At 66.4% G+C, this 19,196-nt stretch carries 17 protein-coding genes; 7 read left to right on the top strand and 10 right to left on the bottom strand.

From position 1 onward, the window contains the following. The first annotated feature begins 12 nt into the window (after nucleotides 1–12). The 6 genes from ACXAD2_RS25150 to ACXAD2_RS25125 all read left to right on the top strand — a co-directional run bounded on the left by ACXAD2_RS25150 (nucleotide 13) and on the right by ACXAD2_RS25125 (nucleotide 6,098). Nucleotides 13–1,008, top strand: coding sequence for an ABC transporter substrate-binding protein (locus ACXAD2_RS25150; RefSeq protein ID WP_475176690.1), 996 nt, complete (start codon nucleotides 13–15; stop codon nucleotides 1,006–1,008). Then, nucleotides 1,008–1,784: an ABC transporter ATP-binding protein gene (locus ACXAD2_RS25145; RefSeq protein WP_475176687.1), complete on the top strand. Its 777-nt coding sequence runs from the start codon at nucleotides 1,008–1,010 to the stop codon at nucleotides 1,782–1,784. Before ACXAD2_RS25150 ends, ACXAD2_RS25145 begins: the two co-directional genes overlap by 1 nt. Beyond that, complete coding sequence (locus tag ACXAD2_RS25140; RefSeq protein ID WP_475176684.1) at nucleotides 1,784–2,602, top strand: ABC transporter permease; 819 nt, start codon at nucleotides 1,784–1,786, stop codon at nucleotides 2,600–2,602. The genes ACXAD2_RS25145 and ACXAD2_RS25140 overlap by 1 nt, the downstream gene beginning before the upstream one ends. 122 nt (nucleotides 2,603–2,724) lie before the next feature. Beyond that, nucleotides 2,725–3,726: an isopenicillin N synthase family dioxygenase gene (locus ACXAD2_RS25135; protein ID WP_475176681.1), complete on the top strand. Its 1,002-nt coding sequence runs from the start codon at nucleotides 2,725–2,727 to the stop codon at nucleotides 3,724–3,726. Between the two features lie 85 nt (nucleotides 3,727–3,811). Continuing rightward, nucleotides 3,812–4,708 (top strand): LysR family transcriptional regulator, encoded by an 897-nt coding sequence (locus ACXAD2_RS25130; RefSeq protein WP_083191409.1) that lies wholly within the window; start codon nucleotides 3,812–3,814, stop codon nucleotides 4,706–4,708. 28 nt (nucleotides 4,709–4,736) lie between these two features. Then, entirely contained in the window at nucleotides 4,737–6,098 is a 1,362-nt protein-coding gene (locus ACXAD2_RS25125; RefSeq protein WP_475176675.1) for a cytosine deaminase, read from the top strand. A 78-nt stretch (nucleotides 6,099–6,176) separates the two neighbouring features. Here the strand turns inward: ACXAD2_RS25125 and ACXAD2_RS25120 are convergent, their stop codons facing one another. The 9 genes from ACXAD2_RS25120 to ACXAD2_RS25080 all read right to left on the bottom strand — a co-directional run bounded on the left by ACXAD2_RS25120 (nucleotide 6,177) and on the right by ACXAD2_RS25080 (nucleotide 17,164). Next, a complete protein-coding gene (locus ACXAD2_RS25120; protein ID WP_475176672.1) occupies nucleotides 6,177–7,595 on the bottom strand; it encodes a c-type cytochrome in 1,419 nt (472 codons plus the stop codon). A gap of 2 nt (nucleotides 7,596–7,597) precedes the next feature. Further along, on the bottom strand, nucleotides 7,598–9,187 hold the full coding sequence (locus ACXAD2_RS25115) for a GMC family oxidoreductase (RefSeq protein WP_475176670.1): 1,590 nt from the start codon (nucleotides 9,185–9,187) through the stop codon (nucleotides 7,598–7,600). A 57-nt stretch (nucleotides 9,188–9,244) separates the two neighbouring features. After that, entirely contained in the window at nucleotides 9,245–9,775 is a 531-nt protein-coding gene (locus ACXAD2_RS25110) for a sugar dehydrogenase complex small subunit (protein WP_475176669.1), read from the bottom strand. Nucleotides 9,776–10,140: 365 nt separating this feature from the next. Continuing rightward, nucleotides 10,141–10,608, bottom strand: a complete 468-nt coding sequence (cynS, locus tag ACXAD2_RS25105) for a cyanase (RefSeq protein ID WP_475176666.1) — start codon at nucleotides 10,606–10,608, stop codon at nucleotides 10,141–10,143. Between the two features lie 26 nt (nucleotides 10,609–10,634). After that, entirely contained in the window at nucleotides 10,635–12,368 is a 1,734-nt protein-coding gene (locus ACXAD2_RS25100; RefSeq protein ID WP_475176663.1) for a bifunctional protein-serine/threonine kinase/phosphatase, read from the bottom strand. A gap of 74 nt (nucleotides 12,369–12,442) precedes the next feature. Next, nucleotides 12,443–13,288, bottom strand: a complete 846-nt coding sequence (locus ACXAD2_RS25095) for a formate/nitrite transporter family protein (RefSeq protein WP_475176659.1) — start codon at nucleotides 13,286–13,288, stop codon at nucleotides 12,443–12,445. Nucleotides 13,289–13,327: 39 nt separating this feature from the next. Then, nucleotides 13,328–13,681: a nitrite reductase small subunit NirD gene (gene nirD, locus ACXAD2_RS25090; protein WP_475176654.1), complete on the bottom strand. Its 354-nt coding sequence runs from the start codon at nucleotides 13,679–13,681 to the stop codon at nucleotides 13,328–13,330. Next, nucleotides 13,678–16,155: a nitrite reductase large subunit NirB gene (gene nirB / locus ACXAD2_RS25085; protein WP_475176651.1), complete on the bottom strand. Its 2,478-nt coding sequence runs from the start codon at nucleotides 16,153–16,155 to the stop codon at nucleotides 13,678–13,680. Before nirB ends, nirD begins: the two co-directional genes overlap by 4 nt. A gap of 448 nt (nucleotides 16,156–16,603) precedes the next feature. Next, the gene (locus ACXAD2_RS25080) at nucleotides 16,604–17,164 is read right to left on the bottom strand and encodes a HutD/Ves family protein (RefSeq protein WP_475176649.1); all 561 of its coding nucleotides are present in this window, start codon (nucleotides 17,162–17,164) and stop codon (nucleotides 16,604–16,606) included. A gap of 158 nt (nucleotides 17,165–17,322) precedes the next feature. Between ACXAD2_RS25080 and ACXAD2_RS25075 the strand changes: the two genes are divergently transcribed. Then, nucleotides 17,323–18,681, top strand: a complete 1,359-nt coding sequence (locus tag ACXAD2_RS25075; protein ID WP_475176645.1) for a formimidoylglutamate deiminase — start codon at nucleotides 17,323–17,325, stop codon at nucleotides 18,679–18,681. Between the two features lie 108 nt (nucleotides 18,682–18,789). On the opposite strand, the gene ACXAD2_RS25070 is transcribed toward ACXAD2_RS25075, so the two are convergent. Then, nucleotides 18,790–18,960: a hypothetical protein gene (locus tag ACXAD2_RS25070; RefSeq protein ID WP_157374271.1), complete on the bottom strand. Its 171-nt coding sequence runs from the start codon at nucleotides 18,958–18,960 to the stop codon at nucleotides 18,790–18,792. Nucleotides 18,961–19,196 lie beyond the last annotated feature (236 nt).

Genomic DNA, 19,196 nt, shown 5'->3' with positions numbered 1-19,196 from the left:
GAGGCCCCCATCATGATGTCCAAATCCACCCCGCTCGCGGCATTGGCTTTCGCGCTCAGCGCCACCACCGCGCTCGCCGGTGATCCCGTCACCTATCAGCTCGACTGGCTGCCCGGCGGCGACAAGGCACCGATCTATGTCTGCGTCGATCAGGGCTTCTGCGCAGATGCAGGCCTCGACGTGACCATCGCCTCGGGCCGCGGCTCGTCGGATGCGATCTCGCGCCTCGCCGCCGGATCGTCCGACATCGGCATGGCCGACATCGGCGCGCTGATGGCCGCCAAGGCGCAGGAAGGCGTCGGCGTCACCTCGGTGCTGTCGGTGTTCAACAAAGGCCCGCATGCCTTCTACACCGTGAAAGACAGCGGCTTTGACAGCGTGGCGGACGTGAAAGGCAAGAAAATCGCCACCTCGCCCTTCACCTCGTCCAATGTCTACCTGCCGCTGGTGCTGCAGGATGTGGGGCTGACCGAGGCCGATCTTGAGCTGACCAAGGCCGACGCGGGCGCGCTCGGGCCGATGCTGATGACCGGTCAGGTCGACGGGATCGTGGCATGGATGACCGATCTGTCGCGCTACACCGGACAGGGCAAGGACGCGGGCAAAGAGATCATCGCGCTGCCGTGGTCTGCCGCCGGGCTCGAGCTTTACTCCGCCGCGCTGAACGCCAATGACGCCTTCCTTGCCGAGCGTCCCGAAGTGGCCGCGCGCTTCGTCGCCGCCTTCAAGAAATCCATCGAGTTCTGCCAGACCAACCCAGAAGAGGCCGCGCAATCGGTGGTCAACATGGTGCCCGAACTGGAGCATGGCGACGTGCTCGGCTCGCTGAACGACATGCTGGGGCTGGTGTTCAACGATGTCACCGAAGAGGACGGCCTCGGGGTCTTCGAGCCGGGCCGCCTTGCCGCCACATGGACCCGCGTCGCCGCGGCGCAGGGACTGGATGAAAGCGCGCATAGCGCCGACGATTTCGTCACCCGCAGCTTCCAGCCCGGCGGGGAAGGCTGATGGAAACGCCCGCCGCCATTCGCTTCGACCGGCTGGGTCAGGTCTTTGAGACCGGCTCGGGCCGGGTGGAGGCCCTGCGCAATGTCAGCTTCGAGGTCGCCCGGCACGAGTTTCTCGCCGTGCTCGGCCCCTCGGGCTGCGGCAAGTCCACCTTGCTGCGCATGATCGCCGGACTGCTGGAGCCCACATCGGGCGCGGTCGAGGTGTTCGGGCGGCGGGTCACCGCCCCGCGCGAGGACATCGGCATCGTCTTCCAGAAGCCGACGCTGCTGCCTTGGGCCAATATCGAAGACAACGTCATGTTCCCCGTCCGCCACAAGCGCGGACGGGTGGGCAGCCACGACCGCGACCGCGCGCAGGAGCTTTTGCGCATGGTCGGGCTCGAGGGCTTCGGCAAGCGCCTGCCGGATGAGCTTTCGGGCGGCATGCAGCAACGCGTCGGCATCGCCCGCGCGCTGCACATGGACCCCGACATTCTGTTGATGGACGAGCCCTTCTCGGCGCTCGACGCGCTGACCCGCGAGGAAATGGGGTTCGATCTGCTGCGCATCTTCGGCGAGCGGCCCAAGACCGTGGTCTTCATCACCCATTCCGTCAGCGAGGCAGCGCTGCTCGCCGACCGCGTGCTGGTGATGACCGGCCGCCCCGGCTCGGTGCTGACCGAACTGCCGGTGCCCGTCGCCCGTCCGCGCGGCCGCGAGACGATCAAGGATCCCGCCGTGACCGAGCTTGCCGCCCACCTGCGGGACCTGCTGCTGCAAAGGGACGCCGCCTGATGACCCTCTCCATGCCAGATTACACCAAGCCCGAGAGCAAACGCCCCGACCTGCGCCGCCTGCTCGCCGCGCCCGGCGTCGCCGCGGTGCTCACCATCCTTGGCACCGTGGCGCTCTGGGAGCTTGCCGCCCGCACGCTCGATATCCCGAGCTACCTGCTGCCCGCGCCGAGCGCGATCTTCTCGACCTTCCCCAGCATCGGGGCAGAGCGTTGGGTCGGTCACCTTTGGGCAACGCTGCGGGTGGCACTGCTGGGCTTTGCGCTGGCGATCGGTATCGCCATTCCGCTGGCCATCGCGCTGGTGCGCTCGCCGGCGCTCAACCGCACGCTCTATCCGCTCTTGGTCATCGTGCAGTCGACGCCGGTCGTGGCCATCGCGCCGATCATCATCGTGGTGCTGGGCGCGGGCGACGCGCCGCGCATCGTCATCACCACGCTGATCTGCTTCTTCCCGCTGGTGGTCTCCACCGCCACCGGCCTTGCCGCCACACCGCCGGAACTCATCGAGCTGTCGCGCAGCCTGCGCGCCCCGGCGTTCCGCGAGATCACCCAGATCCGGCTGCCCTTCGCCGTGCCCTACATCTTCTCGGCGCTGAAAATCTCGGTGACGCTGGCGGTGATCGGTGCGGTGGTGGCCGAGTTCTGCGCCTCGGATGCGGGCGTCGGCTACTTCATCCAGTTCTCGACCTCGATGTTCAAACTGCCGCAGGCCTGGGCCGGGCTCTTTGTCCTCGCCGCCATGTCGCTGGCGCTGTTCCAAGCGGTGAGCTGGGCGCAGAAGCTGCTCGTCCCGTGGAGCCTGCCGCGCAAGCGCTAACCCTATCCGTGCCGGGCGGCCCGCCGCCCGGTGCATCCCCCGGAGTAGAAGCAGTCAGGCCCCGGCCCGGACATTGCTCCCCACCCTGCCGGACTCTCCGGCGACCTACTTTGGAGACTGCAATGAGCACCAACTACGACCTTGCCGAGCTGAACAAGGAAACCACCATCGGCGGCATGGGCAGCACCATCGAGCGTGACGTGCCCGCCATCGACCTCTCGGACTTCGAAAACCGCAAGCACGAGATCGCCGACGCGCTCTGGGAGGCCTCGACCGGTATCGGCTTCTTTCAGGTCTACAACCACGGCATCCCCGAGGAAGACATCGACGCCGCCTTCGACACCGCATGGGAGTTCTTCGAACTGCCGACCGAGGTGAAAGCGCAATACCCGATGCCCAAGGGCACCAACGCAGGCTGGGAATTCAAGGCGCAGGTGCGCCCCTCCACCGGCACGCCGGACAACAAGGAAAGCTATCAGGTCACCCGTCCGCTGATGGAGGGCAAATGGCCGACCGAGGAAGAACTGCCCCGCTTCAAGGAGCGTGCGCTGAAGTTCGAGCGCCAGAACTGGGAACTGGGCATGCGGATCCTGTCGTGCTTTGCGCTGAAGATGGGCTTCCCCGAGGATTTCTTCACCCACGCCCATGACCCCAAGTCCGACCAGTACCAGTCGACCCTGCGCCTCATTCACTACATGTCGATGGAAGACGCCAAGCCCGAGGACTTCAAGGCATGGCGCGCCGGGGCGCACAGCGATTTCGACTGCCTCACCATCCTGCACCAGAAGGAAGGCGAAGGCGGGCTGCAGGTCTGCCCCGGCAAGGACGCAGGCACCAACGCATGGACCGACGTGCCGCCGCGCCGCGGCTACATCACCTGCAACATCGGCGACATGCTGATGCGCTGGTCGGACGATCAGCTGCAGTCGACCCTGCACCGCGTGCGCATGCCCACCGAGGGCGAATACAAGGGACGCCGCCTGTCGCTGCCGTTCTTCTGTCAGGCCAACCGCGACGCGGTCATGCAGGGGCCGCTGGGCAAATACGAGCCGATCACCGCGGGTGACTATCTGACCATGCGCATCAATGCCAACTTCGCCGCCGCCAAGGCCGCCAAGAAGTAAGGCGTTGAGCATGGGCCTTCCGGGTGACAACATCACGAAAAAGGGCGGGGTCTCGATCCCTGCGAGACCCAGCTTCGGAAGGTCCATGCTGCACGGCCGCGCATTGCGCTACATCGACGAGGTCGCCCGTCAGGGCTCTATCCGCAAGGCAGCGCGCGAGCTCAACGTCGCCGCCTCTGCGGTGAACCGTCAGGTGCTCGAGGTTGAGGCCGACTTTGGCGTGCCGATCTTCGAGCGGCTGCCCAAGGGGCTGAAGCTGACCGCACCGGGCGAGCTTTTGATCGCTCATATCCGCGAGACGCTGCGCGACCATGACCGCCTGCAGGCGCGGATCCACGCGCTGAAGGGGCAGAGCCATGGCACGGTGACGGTGGCGACAATGGCCACGCTCGCCGCCGGGCGGCTCGCCGATGTGGTGGCCGACTACCGCGAGCGGCATCCGCGCGTGGATCTGAAGGTGACGGTCTGCGACCGCGCGGGGCTGATGGAGATGGTGGCCTCGGGCGAGGCCGAGATCGGCCTTGGCTACAACCTGCCGCAGGACAACCGCATGCAGCTTGTCGCGGTGTTCCAGCACCGGCTCGGCGCGGTGGTCGCCCCCGGCCATCCGCTCACCGCCAAGCCCAACGTGCGCGTCGCCGATTGCCTGATCTACCCGCTGATCCTCGCCTCGCACCGGCTGTCGCTGCGCCCGCTGATCGAGAACCTCGCCCCGGCCACCGCCGATCTGCGCCCGGCGGTCGAGACCAACTCCACCGAGATGATGAAACGGCTGGTGCGCCAGCCGCCCAATGTGACCTTCCTCAACCGGGTCGATGTGGATCAGGAACTGCGCGACGGCGATCTCGCCTTTCTGCCGCTTCTGGCCGCCGCTGGGCGGCAGCGGCTCAGCCTCGTGCACCGCAGCCGCGGCGCGCTGTCGCCCGCCGCCGATGGCTTCATGCAGGCGATCCACGACCATTTCGGCAAAGGCGACGCCTGAGCCGTCCCAGACATACGGAACCGACAAGATGACCCAGACCACCCCCCGCCCGCTGACCGAGGCGCTGGCGTCCGGCGGCGACCTGCTGCTGCGGAGCCTGCGCTGCCCCGAGGCTTTGCTCATGGGCGGTGCGCCCGCTGGCGCGCCCGTGGACGCGAGCGGAACCGCCAGCGTGGATATGCTGATCAAGGGCGGACGGATCGCCGCTCTCGAAGCGCCCGGACGGCTGGAGGCAAGCACCCGCACGGTCGATCTTGGCGGGCGCCACGTCTGGCCGATGCTGATCGACGCGCACACCCATCTCGACAAGGGCCACGTTCTGGGCCGCGCGCCGGACTCGGGCGGCACCCATGCCGGTGCCCGCGAGGCCACCACGCAGGACCGGATCGCCCATTGGCGTCATGACGATCTGATGCGCCGTATGGACTTCGGCCTCTCCTGCGCCGAGGCCCATGGCGTCGCCGCGATCCGCACCCATCTCGACAGCCACGAGGGACAGGGCGAGACCACATGGGGCGCTTTTGCCGAGACCCGCGAGGCGTGGAAGGACCGCATCGCGCTGCAGGCGGTGGCGCTGGTGCCGCTGGACGCATGGGGGACAGATTATGCGCCGCATCTGGCCGATCTCGTCGCGCGGCATGGTGGGCTCATCGGCGGGGTGACCCGCGCCTCGGGCGGCACTCATGGCTCGCTGAGCGATATCGACGCGCTGCTCGACCGGCTGTTCACGCTGGCGCGCGAGCGTGATCTGGACATCGACCTGCATGTGGATGAAGCCGCCGAGGGCGGGGCGCTGTCGCATGTCGCCCGCGCCGCGATCCGTCATGGCTACGAGGGGCGCGTGACCTGCGGCCACTGCTGCTCGCTCGCGCGGCTGCCCGAGGACGAAATGCATGCGGCAATAGCGCTGGTGAAAGAGGCCGGTCTGTCGCTGATCACCCTGCCGACGGTGAACATGTACCTGCAGGACCGGGTGCCGGGCCGCACGCCGCGCTGGCGCGGGGTGATGCCGCTGCACGAGCTGCGCGAGGCCGGTGTGCCGGTGGCCGTGGCCGGGGACAACTGCCGCGATCCGTTCTACGCCTATGGCGATCACGACATGCTCGACACATGGCGCGAGGCGGTGCGGATCTGCCATCTCGACCATCCGCTCGGCGCCGCCGCTGCGCTGGCCGGGCCCGCCCCCGCAGGCATCACTGGCCTTGAGGGCGGCAGCCTCGGCGTCGGGCAGCGTGCCGATCTGATGGTGCTGGAGGCGTGGAGCATGGATCAGGTCATCGCCCGCCCGCAGTCCGACCGCCTGCTGCTGCGCGACGGAAAGCTGCTGGACGTTGCCCTGCCCTCTTACGCCGCGCTGGAGGCCGCGCCTGCCGCGCATGAAGCGGCCTGACCCGAGGCAAAGCCCCGACAAACGCAACGGGCCGACGTCGATGGACGCCGGCCCGTACCTCCCCTCGCGAGGACCCGCTCAGCCTGCGGGCTGGGCCTTGCGGCGCCAGATCAATGCGATGATGGCAAGCAGGATGATCAGCGCCGCAGCGATGCCCACCCATGTCAGCCACGCCGCATTCTGAATGAGCCAAGGCGCGCTGCCCCCGGCCCGAATTTGCGCCACGCCATCCGCGTCGAGCCCCGGCTCGCGCCTGCCGAAATTGGCTGCGACATAGTTCGTCAGCCCCGCGATCTGCGCATTGTCGAGGTCGTCTGCAAAGGCCGGCATCACCGTGTAGCCGTTCGCGTCATGGCGGCTGATACCTTCGGCGATGGTCATCACCAGGTTCGACGGGTCCTGCCCGGTGACCGAAGCCGCCGTGGTCAGATCGGGGAAATGGCCGTCGCCGGCACCCTTGCCATCCACCCCGTGACAGGCCGCGCAGGCGCCGTTGTAGAGCGCCGCACCCTCGGTCGTGTCATGACGAGCAAGATCGTCGGGCTTGCCGGTCCAATCGGTGGTCTCGTAGCTGGTGAGCGCGATCTTCTGGACCTGCGCATCCGGGGCCACACCATCCTCGGGCGTGCTGACCGCAGGCACCGTTTTCAGATAGGCGGCAATGGCTCCAAGGTCGTCTTCCTCGAGATGGCTCAGCGAGTATTCCACCGCTTCGGCCATCGGCCCGGCCGCCGATGCGCGCCCCGGCGCATGACCGTTGCGCAGATAGGTGACGATCTCGTCCTTGGACCAATCGCCGATGCCTGTCTGCGCATCGGGCGTGATGTTCGGTGCCCGCCAGCTGCCCAGCGAGGCACCGCCAAGGAAGGCGCTCTGCTGCGAGTTCATCAGCGGCCCGCGCGGCGTGTGGCAGGTGCTGCAATGCTCCAACGCCTGCACCAAATAGGCGCCGCGCTCTTCACTGGCATCAAGCCCTTCGGGCGGCGTCCAGCCGGGCGCGTCGGTGAACAGCAGGTTCCAGCCCGCCATCAGCGCCCGCACATTGAAGGGGAAAGGCAACTCGGTCTTCTCGGTCAGACCTGCATCCACCGGGTCCACCTCGGTCATCAGGTAGTCGTAGATCGCCGAGACGTCTTCATCGGTCAGCTTGGCATACGAGGGATAGGGCATCGCCGGGTAGAGATGCGTGCCGTTCGGGGTCACCCCCTCGCGGATCGCGCGGGCGAATTCCCCCTCGCTCCAACTGCCGATTCCAAATTCCTTGGAAGGCGTGATGTTGGTCGCGACGATGTTGCCCATGGGCGAGGCGATTGCATAGCCCCCCGCGAAGGGCGCGCCGCCGTTGGGGTTGGTGTGGCAGGCGGCGCAGTCGGCTGCCGTTGCCAAATAGGCCCCGCGCGAGAGCTGGCCGGTGTCATCCTGCGCCGCCATGGCGCCGGAAGCAAAGAGACCGGGCAGCGCGAGCGCGGCAAGAGCGGCGGTTCTGACATATCCCATGATCACACCTCCCGCGCGATGGTATCTGCGGCGCGGATGCCCAAGGCCACCGCGGTCAGCGTCGGGTTCACCACCGAAGAGGACGGCAGGTTGCCGGTGCCCACGACGAAGAGGTTCTCGTGCTCCCAGCTGCGGCAGTCCTTGTCGACCACCGAGTCCGAGGGATCGTCGCCCATGATCGTCGTGCCCATGATGTGGTCGTGGTTGGCCAGATCGCGCGACATGTTCAGCGTCTCGCCATCCATCGCCTCGACGAAGTTGGTGAAATCGGCGATGCAGGGATCGATCGCGCCGCGGCAGTAGTCGTCGACGTTGAAAGTCAGGCGGATGTTGGGATTGCCAAACGCGTCCGTCTTGTCCCCCGGCTGCACCCGGTTGGCCGGGTCGGGCAGCGTCTCGAACATCGAGTAGAGGCTCATGTAGCGCGCGCTGTCGTGGCGGATGCGCTCGTCAAGCTCCGAGCCCAGAACCCCCTGCCCCAGAAGCCGCTTGGTGATGTTCTCATTCGGCACGAAGTTGTTCACCGCATGTTTCATCCCCGAGTGGCGCGAGCGGCTCTCGCCATCGCGGTGGCTGAAGATGGCGCCCTGCTGGATCGGCCCACGCCCCGGCCAGACCGCATCTTTCGAAAAGAAGTCCACGCCAAGCCCGAGGTGCGGCATCAGGTAACGCCCGACCATGTCGTTGGAATTGCCGACATCCGACATGATCATCAGCTTGGGGCTTTCATAGCCATGCGCCGCCAGAACGAAGGCCTTGGCCGACAGCCGCGCTTCCGAGCCGTCCGAGGATTTGTAGTGCACCGAGGCGATCTTGCCGTCCGGCCCCTTCTCGATCTTGTCGACCGTGGCGTCGGTGATCAGCTTGCAGCCTGCCTCGACCGCAAGGTCGGCGTGGAAGACGCCGCTATAGTTGGCCCCGATCGGGCAGACCGGCGCGCAATTGTTGTTGCCCACACAGCCCGGACGGCCCCGGTAGTTGCCGCTCATCATCGCCGAAGGCTCGGCGACGATCTCATAGCCCTTGGGCGCGATGGCCGCGGCAAATGTGTCGAGCATGTAGCTGTTCTTTTGCGCCGGCATCGGGAACTCGCGCGAGCGCGGCGGCCATGTCTCTCCGGAGCGGATGCCAGACTGATCTTCCTGCAGATTGCCCGCGACGCCGATCTCATATTCGGCCTTGTCGTACCACGGCTCGAGGTCTTCGTATTCGATCGGCCAGTCGCGCGAGACGCCGTAGAGCGACTTCATCTTGAAATCGCTGGGAATGAAGCGCCATGTCGCCCCGCCCCAGTGCCATGTCGAACCGCCCACCAGTTTGAGGAAGTTGGCGACCATCTCGTAGTCGCCGTCGTTCTCGACGTAGCCATGCGACGAGGACGTATGCGCCCAAGGCTGATCGGGGTACGGGCCGTTATAGTCCTGACGGCGCGGCGATTTGCGAAAGCTCTCGATCAGCTTCCAGCGCGGGATACGCACGCCGGCCTCGAGGATGATGACGGATTTGCCTTGCTTTGCCAGCTCGTAGGCGGCGTTGCTGCCGACGGTGCCGGAGCCGATGACGATGACATCGGCGTCGTAGTCTTGTGCCATATCTGGGAATCCAGTTCGGTGAAAAAGGGGCGGAGGAGACCGGGCGAACCGCCCGCGTCAGTCGTCGGCGACACTCGCCGGAGGCTCGGCCCAATAGTTCATCTTGTGCTGCGAATAGGTGGGGATCGGTGTCGCGTCGGAGGTCGGACCCCACATCAGCGCATCGCGATAGGTGACGAAGCGCGCGTCGTCGCTTTCCTGCGACGGGTCCGGTGTGCCGGTGTAGCCAAGATACCAGACCGCGGTGATCGTGGTCATCGTATCACGCAGGTCCTGCGCGGGCCCGGTGGCGAGGAATGCGTCCACCGTCTCGCTGCCGCTTTCGGTCAGCGCGGTGTCCAGCGCCTCGAGCTTCGCGCCGAAGTCGGGGTCAAGCTCTGTCAGCTGCGCATAGGCCCGTTCGACCAGGGCGGGGTTCAGGCTGTCCTGACGGGTGACGAAGGCACTGATCGCGCCGAAGCCCTCGACGCCGCTGCTTGCGGCCAGCACGCGCCCCGCACCGAAGGTCGCGCCCGAGGCCGCTGCCAGACCGGCCAGCGCCGATGTCAGGAGGAACTCACGCCTGCGAAGTCTGTGTCCACTCGGCACGCTGGGGGCGCTTCCGCGATGGGGGGTGCGCCCTCCGCTCGGACTGCGCGGGGGAAACAGGTTCGGCATGGTGATACTCCCTTACTGGAATGCGGGCGCACACCGGGCAGCATCAGAGAAACCTCTGGGAAACAAAGAAGATCCCCGTCCGGCCCGGTGGAGGCGCGGCGCAATGCAGCAATATGCCGCAGGGGAAAGCCGCACAATCCGTCGGCGCTCGAAGGAACTCTTCACGAAAATCGAAAGATAGGGCGCATGCCTTTGCGATTTTCAGGCAGTCCGAAAGGACGCGCGATTGGAAAGGGACCGGCAGCGCGCCGCGCCCCGGTCGCCGTCATTGCAGGTAGGGGGGCGGATGCCCGCGCTTACCAAGCGTTGTAGCCGAGGTATTTGCCGGACATCTCGATCTTCACCCGGTCGCCCTTTTCATGCGGCACGCGCGTCACCTCCATGTCAAAGTCGATGGCCGACATGATGCCGTCGCCAAACTCTTCGTGGATCAGCGCCTTGATGGTCGGGCCATAGACGCCGACGATCTCATAGAGCCGGTAGATGCAAGGATCGGTCGGCACGGTCTGGCTCCAGACCTTGGTCGGGCTTTCGATCAGCACCTCTTCGGCGTCGGCGGGCAGGTCCAGCAGCGCCACCAAGGCCTTGGCCTTCGCGGGCGGCATCGCGTTCATGCCGACACAGGCGGAATGGGTCCAGACCGGCGACATGCCGATTTCCTTGGCGATCCCCTCCCAGCTCAGACCGGCGCGTTTCTTGGCGGCGAGGATCAGCGCGGCGACATCGTCCTTGGTCAGATCCTGCGGGATGAGTGCGTCTTTCATGGCATTGCTCCTTTCGAGGGTGAGGGTCAGCCGCCCAATTGTGCGGCGAGGATAAGGCAGAGCGCCGCAAGGATCGCGGAGACGGCCTGCCAGAAACGGACGGGATTGCGCGCCGCAAGCGGGCGACGATGCGCGGCCTGCCAGCCCGGCGCGGGACGGCGCAGATCGGCAAGGAATTCCGAAAGCGCATCGGGACGGCGCAGCGGATCGGGATGCAAAGCGCGCTCCAGCGCGGCATCCACCCAGCCGGGCACGCCGCTCGTCTCGTCGCAGGCCGAGCGGTAGGCGAGACGCATCTGGTCCCGGCGCGAGGCGATGCGTGCCACCTGAGAGCCGTAGGGAAAAAGCCCGGTCAGCATCTCATAGCCGATCACCGCCAGCGCATACATGTCGGACCGCCAGCTCACCACATCCCCCGAAAGATACTCGGGCGCGGTGTATTGGTAGGTTCCGGGCATCTCGCCCATGAGGCCCGGCGTCGCCTCTTCCACACCGGCCACGGCGACCGAGCCGAAATCGATGATCCGCAGCGTGCCGTCAGCGTCGATCAGCAGGTTCTCGGGCCGGATATCCTGATGGATCATCTCGCGGCGGTGCATGGCGCGCAGCCCGTCCGCCACCTGCTGCAAGATGCCGCGCACCTCGTCGAGCGATGGCTTCGGGTGGTCGGTCATCCATTGGCGCAGGGTGACACCCTCGACATAGTCGGTGACCCCGTAAAGCGCGCTGCGCGGCCCCGGCAAGGGCGCGGCGCGCAGCACATGAGGGCTGTGGATGCGGCGCGCCACCCAGTCCTCCAGCAGGAAGCGCCGCCGCGCCTCTGGGTCTTCAGCGATCTCGGCGGCGGGAATTTTCAGCGCCACCCGCGCACCGTCTGGCGCGGCGGCGAGGAACACATGGCTGCGCGCAGAGTGGTGGAGCGCGCGCAGGATGCGAAACCCGTCGATCTCTTGGCCCGGCTTCGGCAGCGGCGGCACCGGCAGGCGCGCGGCCTCGTCGCCCAGCGCGGCGCTGCCGGGCTCGGGCAGCGCGTCGACGCGCAGGATCTGCGCGGTGAGATTGTCAGAGCTGCCCCGGCGTAGCGCATGCGCCACCAGTTCCTCGGCCACCGCGTCGAGATCCTCGCTCCGGTCCAGCAGCGCGCGCAGGTCGCGTCCGGTGACATGCTCATGCACACCGTCGGTGGTCAGCACGAAGACATCCCCCACCTGCAGCGGCACTCGGCGGTGGTCGATGCGCAGCTCTGGGCCGACGCCCATGGCCCGCGCCAGCATCTCGCCGCTGCGGTGGTCTTCGGTGAGCGGCTCGAGGCTATCGCCCGAGAGGCGCGCAATGCGGCTGTCGCCGATGTGAAACAGATGCGCGCTACGGCCCTTCAGCACCATAGCCGAGAAGGTGCACACATAGCCGCGGTCGGGATCGCCCGGCGCCACGGCGCGCGACTGGCCGTGCAGCCATGCGTTCGTGGCAGAGATCACCCGGCTGGCAGAGGTCTGCACCGTCCAGCTTTCGGGCGTGTCGTAATAATCGGTCAGCATCGCGCCCACCGCCATCTCGGCGGCCGCGCGGGAAAAGCGACTGGTGGAAATGCCGTCGGCCAGCGCCACCACCGCGCCTTTGAGCGCCAGTTGCATCCCTTCGGGCAGCAGTGCGCCGTGAAAGTCCTGCATCTGCGGCTTTGCGCCTTGTGCGGCGTGCTGGCCAAGCGAGAGGCGCAATCCGGTGGCGGCGGTCATGGCGTCGGCTGTGTCTCGGGGCATGGTGGATGTCCGGTCAAAGGGACAAATGAAAAAGAGGCCCCGCACGCAGGCGGGGCCCAAGGGGGAGGTCAATCTTATTCGGCGGGAACGCCTGCGGTGTCGTCGTTGCGGCCCGCGTTGCGCTTCGGCGATTCACGGAAGTGGGTGGCGTAGATCATGCCGCCAACAAAGGTCAGACCGCCGACAAGGTTGCCCAGAACCACCGGAATCTCGTTGTAGGCGAGGTAGTCGAACCAGGTGAACTCACCGCCCAGCATGATGCCCGAGGGGAAAAGGAACATGTTGACGATCGAATGCTCGAAGCCGAGGTAGAAGAACACGAGGATCGGCATCCACATGGCCATGATCTTGCCGCCCGTGGAGGAGGACATCATCGCCGCGACCACGCCGGTCGAGACCATCCAGTTGCACAGCACGGCGCGGGTAAAGACGGTCAGCAGGCCTGCGCCGCCAGCTGCGGCATAGCCAAGCGTCCGGGCCTCACCGATCGAGCCGATCTTCTGGCCCACGGCGTTGGGCTCGGTCGAGAAGCCGGTGGTGAAGACGATGGCCATCAGGATCGCGGTGGTCATGGCGCCCGCGAAGTTGCCGCAGAACACCAGACCCCAGTTGCGGAAAACACCTTTCCAGGTGCAGCCTGGACGCTTGGCGATCACCGCCAGCGGCGCGAGGGTGAAAACGCCGGTCAGCAGGTCGAAGCCCATCAGGTAGAGCATGCAGAAGCCGACCGGGAAGAGCAGCGAGGCAACGAGGAAGTTGCCGGTGTTGACCGCGATGGTCACCGCAAAGGCGGCGGCAAGCGCAAGGATGGCACCGGCCATATAGGCGCGGATGAGTGTGTCCTTGGTGGACATGAAGATTTTGGATTCGCCGGCGTCGACCATCTTGGCCGCGAATTCCTTGGGAGCGATATACGACATTTTCTGTGTCCTTTGCTGAGAAGGGTTCGGGGCCGGAAGTCAGGCGCCCAGTTGGAGGTTCGGTTCGAGGTTCAGGTAGATGTCCCGCCCATCCAGACGGACGGGGAAGGAGGCGGTGCGGCCTTCGTCGGCGCCTGTGGCGGCACCGGTCTCCAGCGAGATCACCCAGTTGTGCAGGGGGCATGTGACGCAGCCGTCATGCACGATCCCCTGACTGAGCGGCCCGTTCTTGTGCGGGCATTTGTCTTCGAGAGCGAAGACGCGGTCATCCGCGGTGCGGAAGACGGCAATCGTGGTCTCCCCGCTTTTGACGCAGCGCGCGCCTTGGCTGGGGATGTCGTCGATGGAGCCGATCAGGCGCCATGCGTTGGTGTCGCGCGTGAGGGCGTTCATTCTGCAGGCTCCACTTTGGCGGTTGCGGGGGCGAGGTCCTCAGCGAAGACGGCGAGCGGTTTGAACTCGTGCTTGTCGACGCCCGAGACGCGCTCGGACCACGGATCGGACTGCGAGAATTTCTGGCTCAGCACGAAGCGCTCGTAATAGGCGCGGCGGCTCTCCAGATCGTCGAGGATCGCGGCCTTCACAGTGTCGTAGCCGACGCGATCCGCCCATTTGTAAATCCGCTCGAGGTAAAAACCCTGCTCGCGGTACATCTGGGTCATGGCGGCGGCGATCTCGATCACCTCCTCCTCGGTGGCCACGGTGCCAAGCTTGGTCGTGCCTTGGATGTGCAGGCCCGCGGCGCCGCCGTAGACGATCTCGTAGCCGCTCTCGACACAGATCACGCCGATGTCCTTGCAGGTTGCCTCGGCGCAGTTGCGCGGACAGCCAGTCACGGCCAGCTTCACCTTGGCGGGCGTCCACGAGCCCCAGAGGAACTTTTCGAGCTTGATGCCGAGCCCGGTGCTGTCCTGCGTGCCAAAGCGGCACCACGTGCTGCCGACGCAGGTCTTTACCGTGCGCAGCCCCTTGGCATAGGCGTGGCCCGAGACCAGCCCGGCGGCGTTGAGATCGGCCCAGACCGCGGGAAGGTCTTCCTTCTTCACCCCCAGCAGGTCGATGCGCTGGCCGCCGGTCACCTTCACGTCGGGGATGGCAAACTTGTCGACCACATCTGCGATGGCGCGCAGCTCATCCGAGGAGGTCATCCCGCCCCACATGCGCGGCACGACGGAATAGGTGCCGTCTTTCTGGATATTCGCGTGCACGCGCTCGTTGATGAAGCGGCTCTGCTGATCGTCTGTATACTCACCCGGCCAGTCGCTGAGCAGGTAGTAGTTCAGCGCGGGGCGGCATTTGGCGCAGCCGTGCGAGCTCTTCCACTCCAGTTCCTGCATCACGGCAGGGATGCTCTTGAGCCCCTGCGCCTTGATCAGGCGGCGCACCTCGCCATGGCCAAGATCGGTGCACCCGCACATGCCCTCGGCCTTCTTGGCGAACCCGTCGCCAAGGGTCAGCGCCATGACCGACTCCACCAGCCCCGTGCAGGTGCCGCAGGAAGCGCTGGCCTTGGTGTGGGCGCGCACTTCTGCGAGCGACGTCAGCCCCTTTTCATTGATTGCCTGTACGATCTTGCCTTTGCAAATGCCGTTGCAGCCGCAGATTTCCGCGTCGTCCGAAAGATTGGCGACGGCGGCCAGCGGGTCGGCCGCGACGCCGCCACCCTGATGCGCCTGTCCGAAGATCAGCGTGTCGCGCATCTTTGACACATCCTCGCCGGACTTCAGCAGCTCGTTGTACCACATGCCATCGGCCACATCGCCGTAGAGCACGGCTCCGATCACGCGATTGTCCTGCAAGATCACCCGGCGGTAGCTGCCGCGGGCGGCGTCACGCAGCACCACATCCTCGCGGTCCGGCCCGTCGCCGAAATCCCCGACCGAATAGAGGTTGATGCCGGTGACCTTGAGCTTGGTGGGTGTCTCGGCATGGGTGAACGCGGCCTCGGAGACGCCGGAAAGGTGCTCGGCGGCGACCTTCGCCATCTGGTAGAGCGGCGCGACCAGACCGTAGACGCGGCCATCCACCTCGGCGCATTCGCCGACGCTGAAGATGTCCGGGTCCGAGGTGCGCATGGCGGAATCCGTCTGGATGCCGCGCCCCACCTCAAGCCCCGCCTCGCGGGCCAGATCCACCGAAGGCCGGATGCCCACGGCCATAACCACCAGCGAGGCGTCGATGATCGTGCCGTCTTCCAGCTCGACACCTTCGACCTCGCGCTCGCCGAGGATCGCCTTGGTGTTGGCGCCGCAGCGCACTTCGATGCCGCGGCTCTCCAGTTCTTTCTGCAGCAGGTAGCCCGCGGCGGGATCGAGCTGGCGCTCCATCAGGGTCGGCATGAGGTGCAGCACGGTCACCTCCATGCCGCGCGATTTCAGACCGGCGGCGGCCTCGAGACCAAGAAGGCCGCCGCCGATCACCACGGCCCGGCCGCCCCTATCGGCCGCCCGCAGCATTCCATCCACGTCGTCGAGATCGCGGTACGCCAGCACGCCGGGCAGCGTGTGGCCGGGCACCGGGATGATGAAGGGCGACGAGCCCGTGGCGATCACCAGCTTGTCGTAGGCGGCGGTGATGCCGCTCGCGCCGGTCACGATGCGCGCCTCGCGGTCGATGCCGGTGACCTTCTCGCCGCGGTGCAACGTGATGCCATGGCCTTCGTACCAAGCGTCGCCGTGGATGATGATGTCTTCAAAGGTCTTCTCGCCCGAGAGCACCGGCGAGAGCATGATGCGGTCGTAGTTCACCCGCGGCTCGGCGTTGAAGATGGTGACGTCATAGGCATCGGGGGCGGCCTCGAAGAGGTGCTCCAGAAGGCGGCCGGGGGCCATGCCGTTGCCGATGATGACGAGGCGCTGTTTGGACATGAGGGGACTCCGGTTTCAGCAGGAAGCGGAACGGGAGACCCCGGGCCGCGGCGATTTCTGTCAGGGAAAACGGAAGGTTGGCAGCTTGCGTTAACCCACGAACCGACATGTGTCGGAGCGAAGATGCAGCGCCTTTGCTGCCTGCCCTCGAAGGGCTCTTGACGGAAATGCCGCGCCGTTGCGGCCGTGGATCGGGGTCGTCCCCGATCGGATGGCTCTCTGCTTAGACCGGGCCCGATGCACCCGGCAATATTAATTTGAGAGGCGGTTCCAAATTTTCAGAAAATTACTTCGATGAGGCGCAAAGATGCGCAAACCACACGCCATGAATGCCGCGCTTGCGCGGAAAACGTGCATTGCAAGAATAAAGCTCGCCGCGGAAATCAGGCCTCCGCAGCTCCCTCATCCCGCCGCGACCCACCTTGGATCGCCGCTCGAACGCGCGCTTTTACCCGTCCGAGTCCTCGCCGATCACGATCAGCAGCGCGCCTGCGGGAACCTCAGCCATCCCGGTCGGCACGCCTTCTCCCAGATCGCGCAGGTCGTGCTTCTGCAGCCCCATCTCCGGCAGGTCCCGAAGCGCAAAGAGATAACTGGCGCACGGCGCAGCCGCATCGGGCAGCGCCTCTCCCTCGCGAAGGACCGCACAGCGATAAGGCGCCCGCACCATCACATTGAGATCAAGTAGCCCGGCCCCGTGAAGCTCTGCCGTGCAGGGCGTTTCGCCGCTGAAGGCAAAGGGGCCACTCGCCGTATCGAGACGCACCGGCGCGCCGGACCCGACTGTGAGGCTCATCGCGCCGCCCTCCAGCACCGTCAGATTGCGCGACACGCCCGCAAAGGCCGAAAATGGCCCGGAGCCTTCGACCTTCGCGGTGCTGATGCGCCACGCGAAATCATCGAACCCCGCGCCCTGCGGGACGCAGATGATCTCTGCGGTCTCGCCGCCGCCGTTCTTCCACGGCGCAAAGTGCCGCTCTGCCCGCCTGTGGATCGCGTCGCTCATCATCTGACCTCGCCCGGCGAAGAAGCGGCGTTGAGCCCCTGCGGCTCGATCTTTCCGCTTCCCCTGCCCCCATATTGTATATACATAAAAAACAGACGGACAAGCCGTGTCCCCATCGCGGGCACGCGGCGCCCGGGCTCTGACAGGTGAGGCAGGCAACCATGGCAAAAACGACGCTCCACGCGGACCACGCACTTCTTCCCGATGGCTGGGCAAAGGATGTCCGGCTCACCCTGCAGGATGGCGAGATCACCGCCGTGGAGACCGCCACGCCGCCGAGCGCCGGAGACGAGCGTCACGCGTACCTTCTGCCGGGCACCGGGAACCTGCACAGCCACGCCTTCCAACGTGCTATGGCGGGCCTTGCAGAGCTGCGCGGCCCCGGCGACGACAGCTTTTGGAGCTGGCGCGAGACCATGTACCGCTTTGCCCTGTCGATGACGCCCGAGCACGTTCAGGCGGTGGCGGCGCAGCTTTACATGGAAATGCTGGAGGCGGGGTTCACCCGCGTCGGCGAGTTCCACTATCTGCACCACGACAAGAATGGCGCGCCCTATGCCGAGATCGGCGAGATGGCCGCGCGCATCTCCGAAGCCAGCCGCGCGACCGGGCTGGGGCTGACCCTGTTGCCGGTGTTCTATGCCCGCTCGGGCTTTGGCGGCACCGCGCCCAATGAAGGCCAGCGCCGCTTCATCAACGAGCCCGACCGTTTCGCCCGTCTGCATGAGGCCTGCCGAGGCATCCTCGGCGATCTTCCCGGCAGCGTTCTCGGGATCGCGCCGCACAGCCTGCGCGCCGCGACGCCGGAGGATCTCGCCGAGCTGCTGCCGCTTGCGCAGGGCGGGCCGATCCACATCCATGTGGCCGAACAGGTCAAGGAAGTGGAGGATTGCCTCGCATGGTCCGGCGCGCGCCCGGTGGAATGGCTGCTCGAGAATGCCCCCGTAGACGCGCGCTGGTGCCTGATCCACGCCACGCATATGACCGCCGACGAGACACGCGGCGCAGCTACGCGCGGCGCCATCGCCGGTCTTTGCCCGATCACCGAGGCCAATCTGGGCGACGGCATCTTCGACGCCCCCGGTTATCTCGGGGCCGGTGGCCGCTTTGGTGTGGGCTCCGATTCCAACATCCGCATCTCGCTCACCGAGGAACTGCGCAGCCTCGAATATTCCCAGCGCCTCGGGCTGCGCGCGCGCAACGTTGTGGCCCGCCCCGGCGGCTCCACCGGGCGGCAGCTTTTCGAGGGCGCGCTGAACGGCGGCGCCGCGGCGCTTGGCTGTCCGGCTGGCATCGGCACTGGCGCGCCCGGCGATCTGGTCTCGCTCGACACCAGCGCCGCGCCGCATGTGCCGCGCGAGCAACTGCTGGATCACTGGGTCTTTGCCGATGGCATCACGGTGGATTGCGTCTGGGCCCGCGGCGAGAAGCGCGTGGCGCAGGGCCGCCACTTACGCCGCGACGAGATCAGCGCCGCCTTCCGCGCGGCCATGCTCGATCTGGCGCAGAGCCAGCCCTGACAGCGGCGCGGCATCCCGCAAAAAGAAGGGCCCTGCCCGGCGCATCCGCAAAGGGACGACCACGGCAGGGCCCAGACATCTGACAGGACGGATTTGAAAGGCCGGATTTCAGCCTTTGCGCACGATCCGCTTTTCAGCCCAAGGCGGGGCGATCCGCATCTCGGGGTGGACCGGGTAGTTCATGTGGTATTCCAGATCGCCGTAGCGGCGCTCGTAGACGCCCCAGTCACAGACATACTCGACCCGGTAACCAGCCAGCTTCAGAAGACCTTTGACCATTTTCACTCTCCTTCGTGAAATCTCGGGCCGGTCCGTAGGTGTCGCGGGCCGGTGAAACTGTTCTATCAGCCCACCCCACCCGGCGCAGGATCCGCGCAGGGATGGGCGGCGGCACCCGGCGGATAGCGACCTAGCCGGTGGGATAGGCGCCGCTCTCCCCGAAGACATATCCGCCAGCCCGCCGCGCCGACGCGCGGCTGCGACGCCGAGCGCCGTCGCGCGATTGCCGCCTTGGT

It is taken from the genome of Salipiger sp. ABN3_019 (assembly GCF_056158605.1).
The sequence above is the reverse complement of the archived record's forward strand: the minus strand, read 5'-3'. Positions and strand labels throughout refer to the sequence as shown.

Bases quoted from the DNA above. Each gene is read 5' to 3' on its own strand.
- ACXAD2_RS25150 (WP_475176690.1), top strand. From the start codon at position 13: ATGATGTCCAAATCCACCCCGCTCGCGGCATTGGCTTTCGCGCTCAGC.
- ACXAD2_RS25145 (WP_475176687.1), top strand. From the start codon at position 1,008: ATGGAAACGCCCGCCGCCATTCGCTTCGACCGGCTGGGTCAGGTCTTT.
- ACXAD2_RS25140 (WP_475176684.1), top strand. From the start codon at position 1,784: ATGACCCTCTCCATGCCAGATTACACCAAGCCCGAGAGCAAACGCCCC.
- ACXAD2_RS25135 (WP_475176681.1), top strand. From the start codon at position 2,725: ATGAGCACCAACTACGACCTTGCCGAGCTGAACAAGGAAACCACCATC.
- ACXAD2_RS25130 (WP_083191409.1), top strand. From the start codon at position 3,812: ATGCTGCACGGCCGCGCATTGCGCTACATCGACGAGGTCGCCCGTCAG.
- ACXAD2_RS25125 (WP_475176675.1), top strand. From the start codon at position 4,737: ATGACCCAGACCACCCCCCGCCCGCTGACCGAGGCGCTGGCGTCCGGC.
- ACXAD2_RS25120 (WP_475176672.1), bottom strand. From the start codon at position 7,595: ATGGGATATGTCAGAACCGCCGCTCTTGCCGCGCTCGCGCTGCCCGGT.
- ACXAD2_RS25115 (WP_475176670.1), bottom strand. From the start codon at position 9,187: ATGGCACAAGACTACGACGCCGATGTCATCGTCATCGGCTCCGGCACC.
- cynS (WP_475176666.1), bottom strand. From the start codon at position 10,608: ATGAAAGACGCACTCATCCCGCAGGATCTGACCAAGGACGATGTCGCC.
- ACXAD2_RS25100 (WP_475176663.1), bottom strand. From the start codon at position 12,368: ATGCCCCGAGACACAGCCGACGCCATGACCGCCGCCACCGGATTGCGC.
- ACXAD2_RS25095 (WP_475176659.1), bottom strand. From the start codon at position 13,288: ATGTCGTATATCGCTCCCAAGGAATTCGCGGCCAAGATGGTCGACGCC.
- nirD (WP_475176654.1), bottom strand. From the start codon at position 13,681: ATGAACGCCCTCACGCGCGACACCAACGCATGGCGCCTGATCGGCTCC.
- nirB (WP_475176651.1), bottom strand. From the start codon at position 16,155: ATGTCCAAACAGCGCCTCGTCATCATCGGCAACGGCATGGCCCCCGGC.
- ACXAD2_RS25080 (WP_475176649.1), bottom strand. From the start codon at position 17,164: ATGATGAGCGACGCGATCCACAGGCGGGCAGAGCGGCACTTTGCGCCG.
- ACXAD2_RS25075 (WP_475176645.1), top strand. From the start codon at position 17,323: ATGGCAAAAACGACGCTCCACGCGGACCACGCACTTCTTCCCGATGGC.
- ACXAD2_RS25070 (WP_157374271.1), bottom strand. From the start codon at position 18,960: ATGGTCAAAGGTCTTCTGAAGCTGGCTGGTTACCGGGTCGAGTATGTC.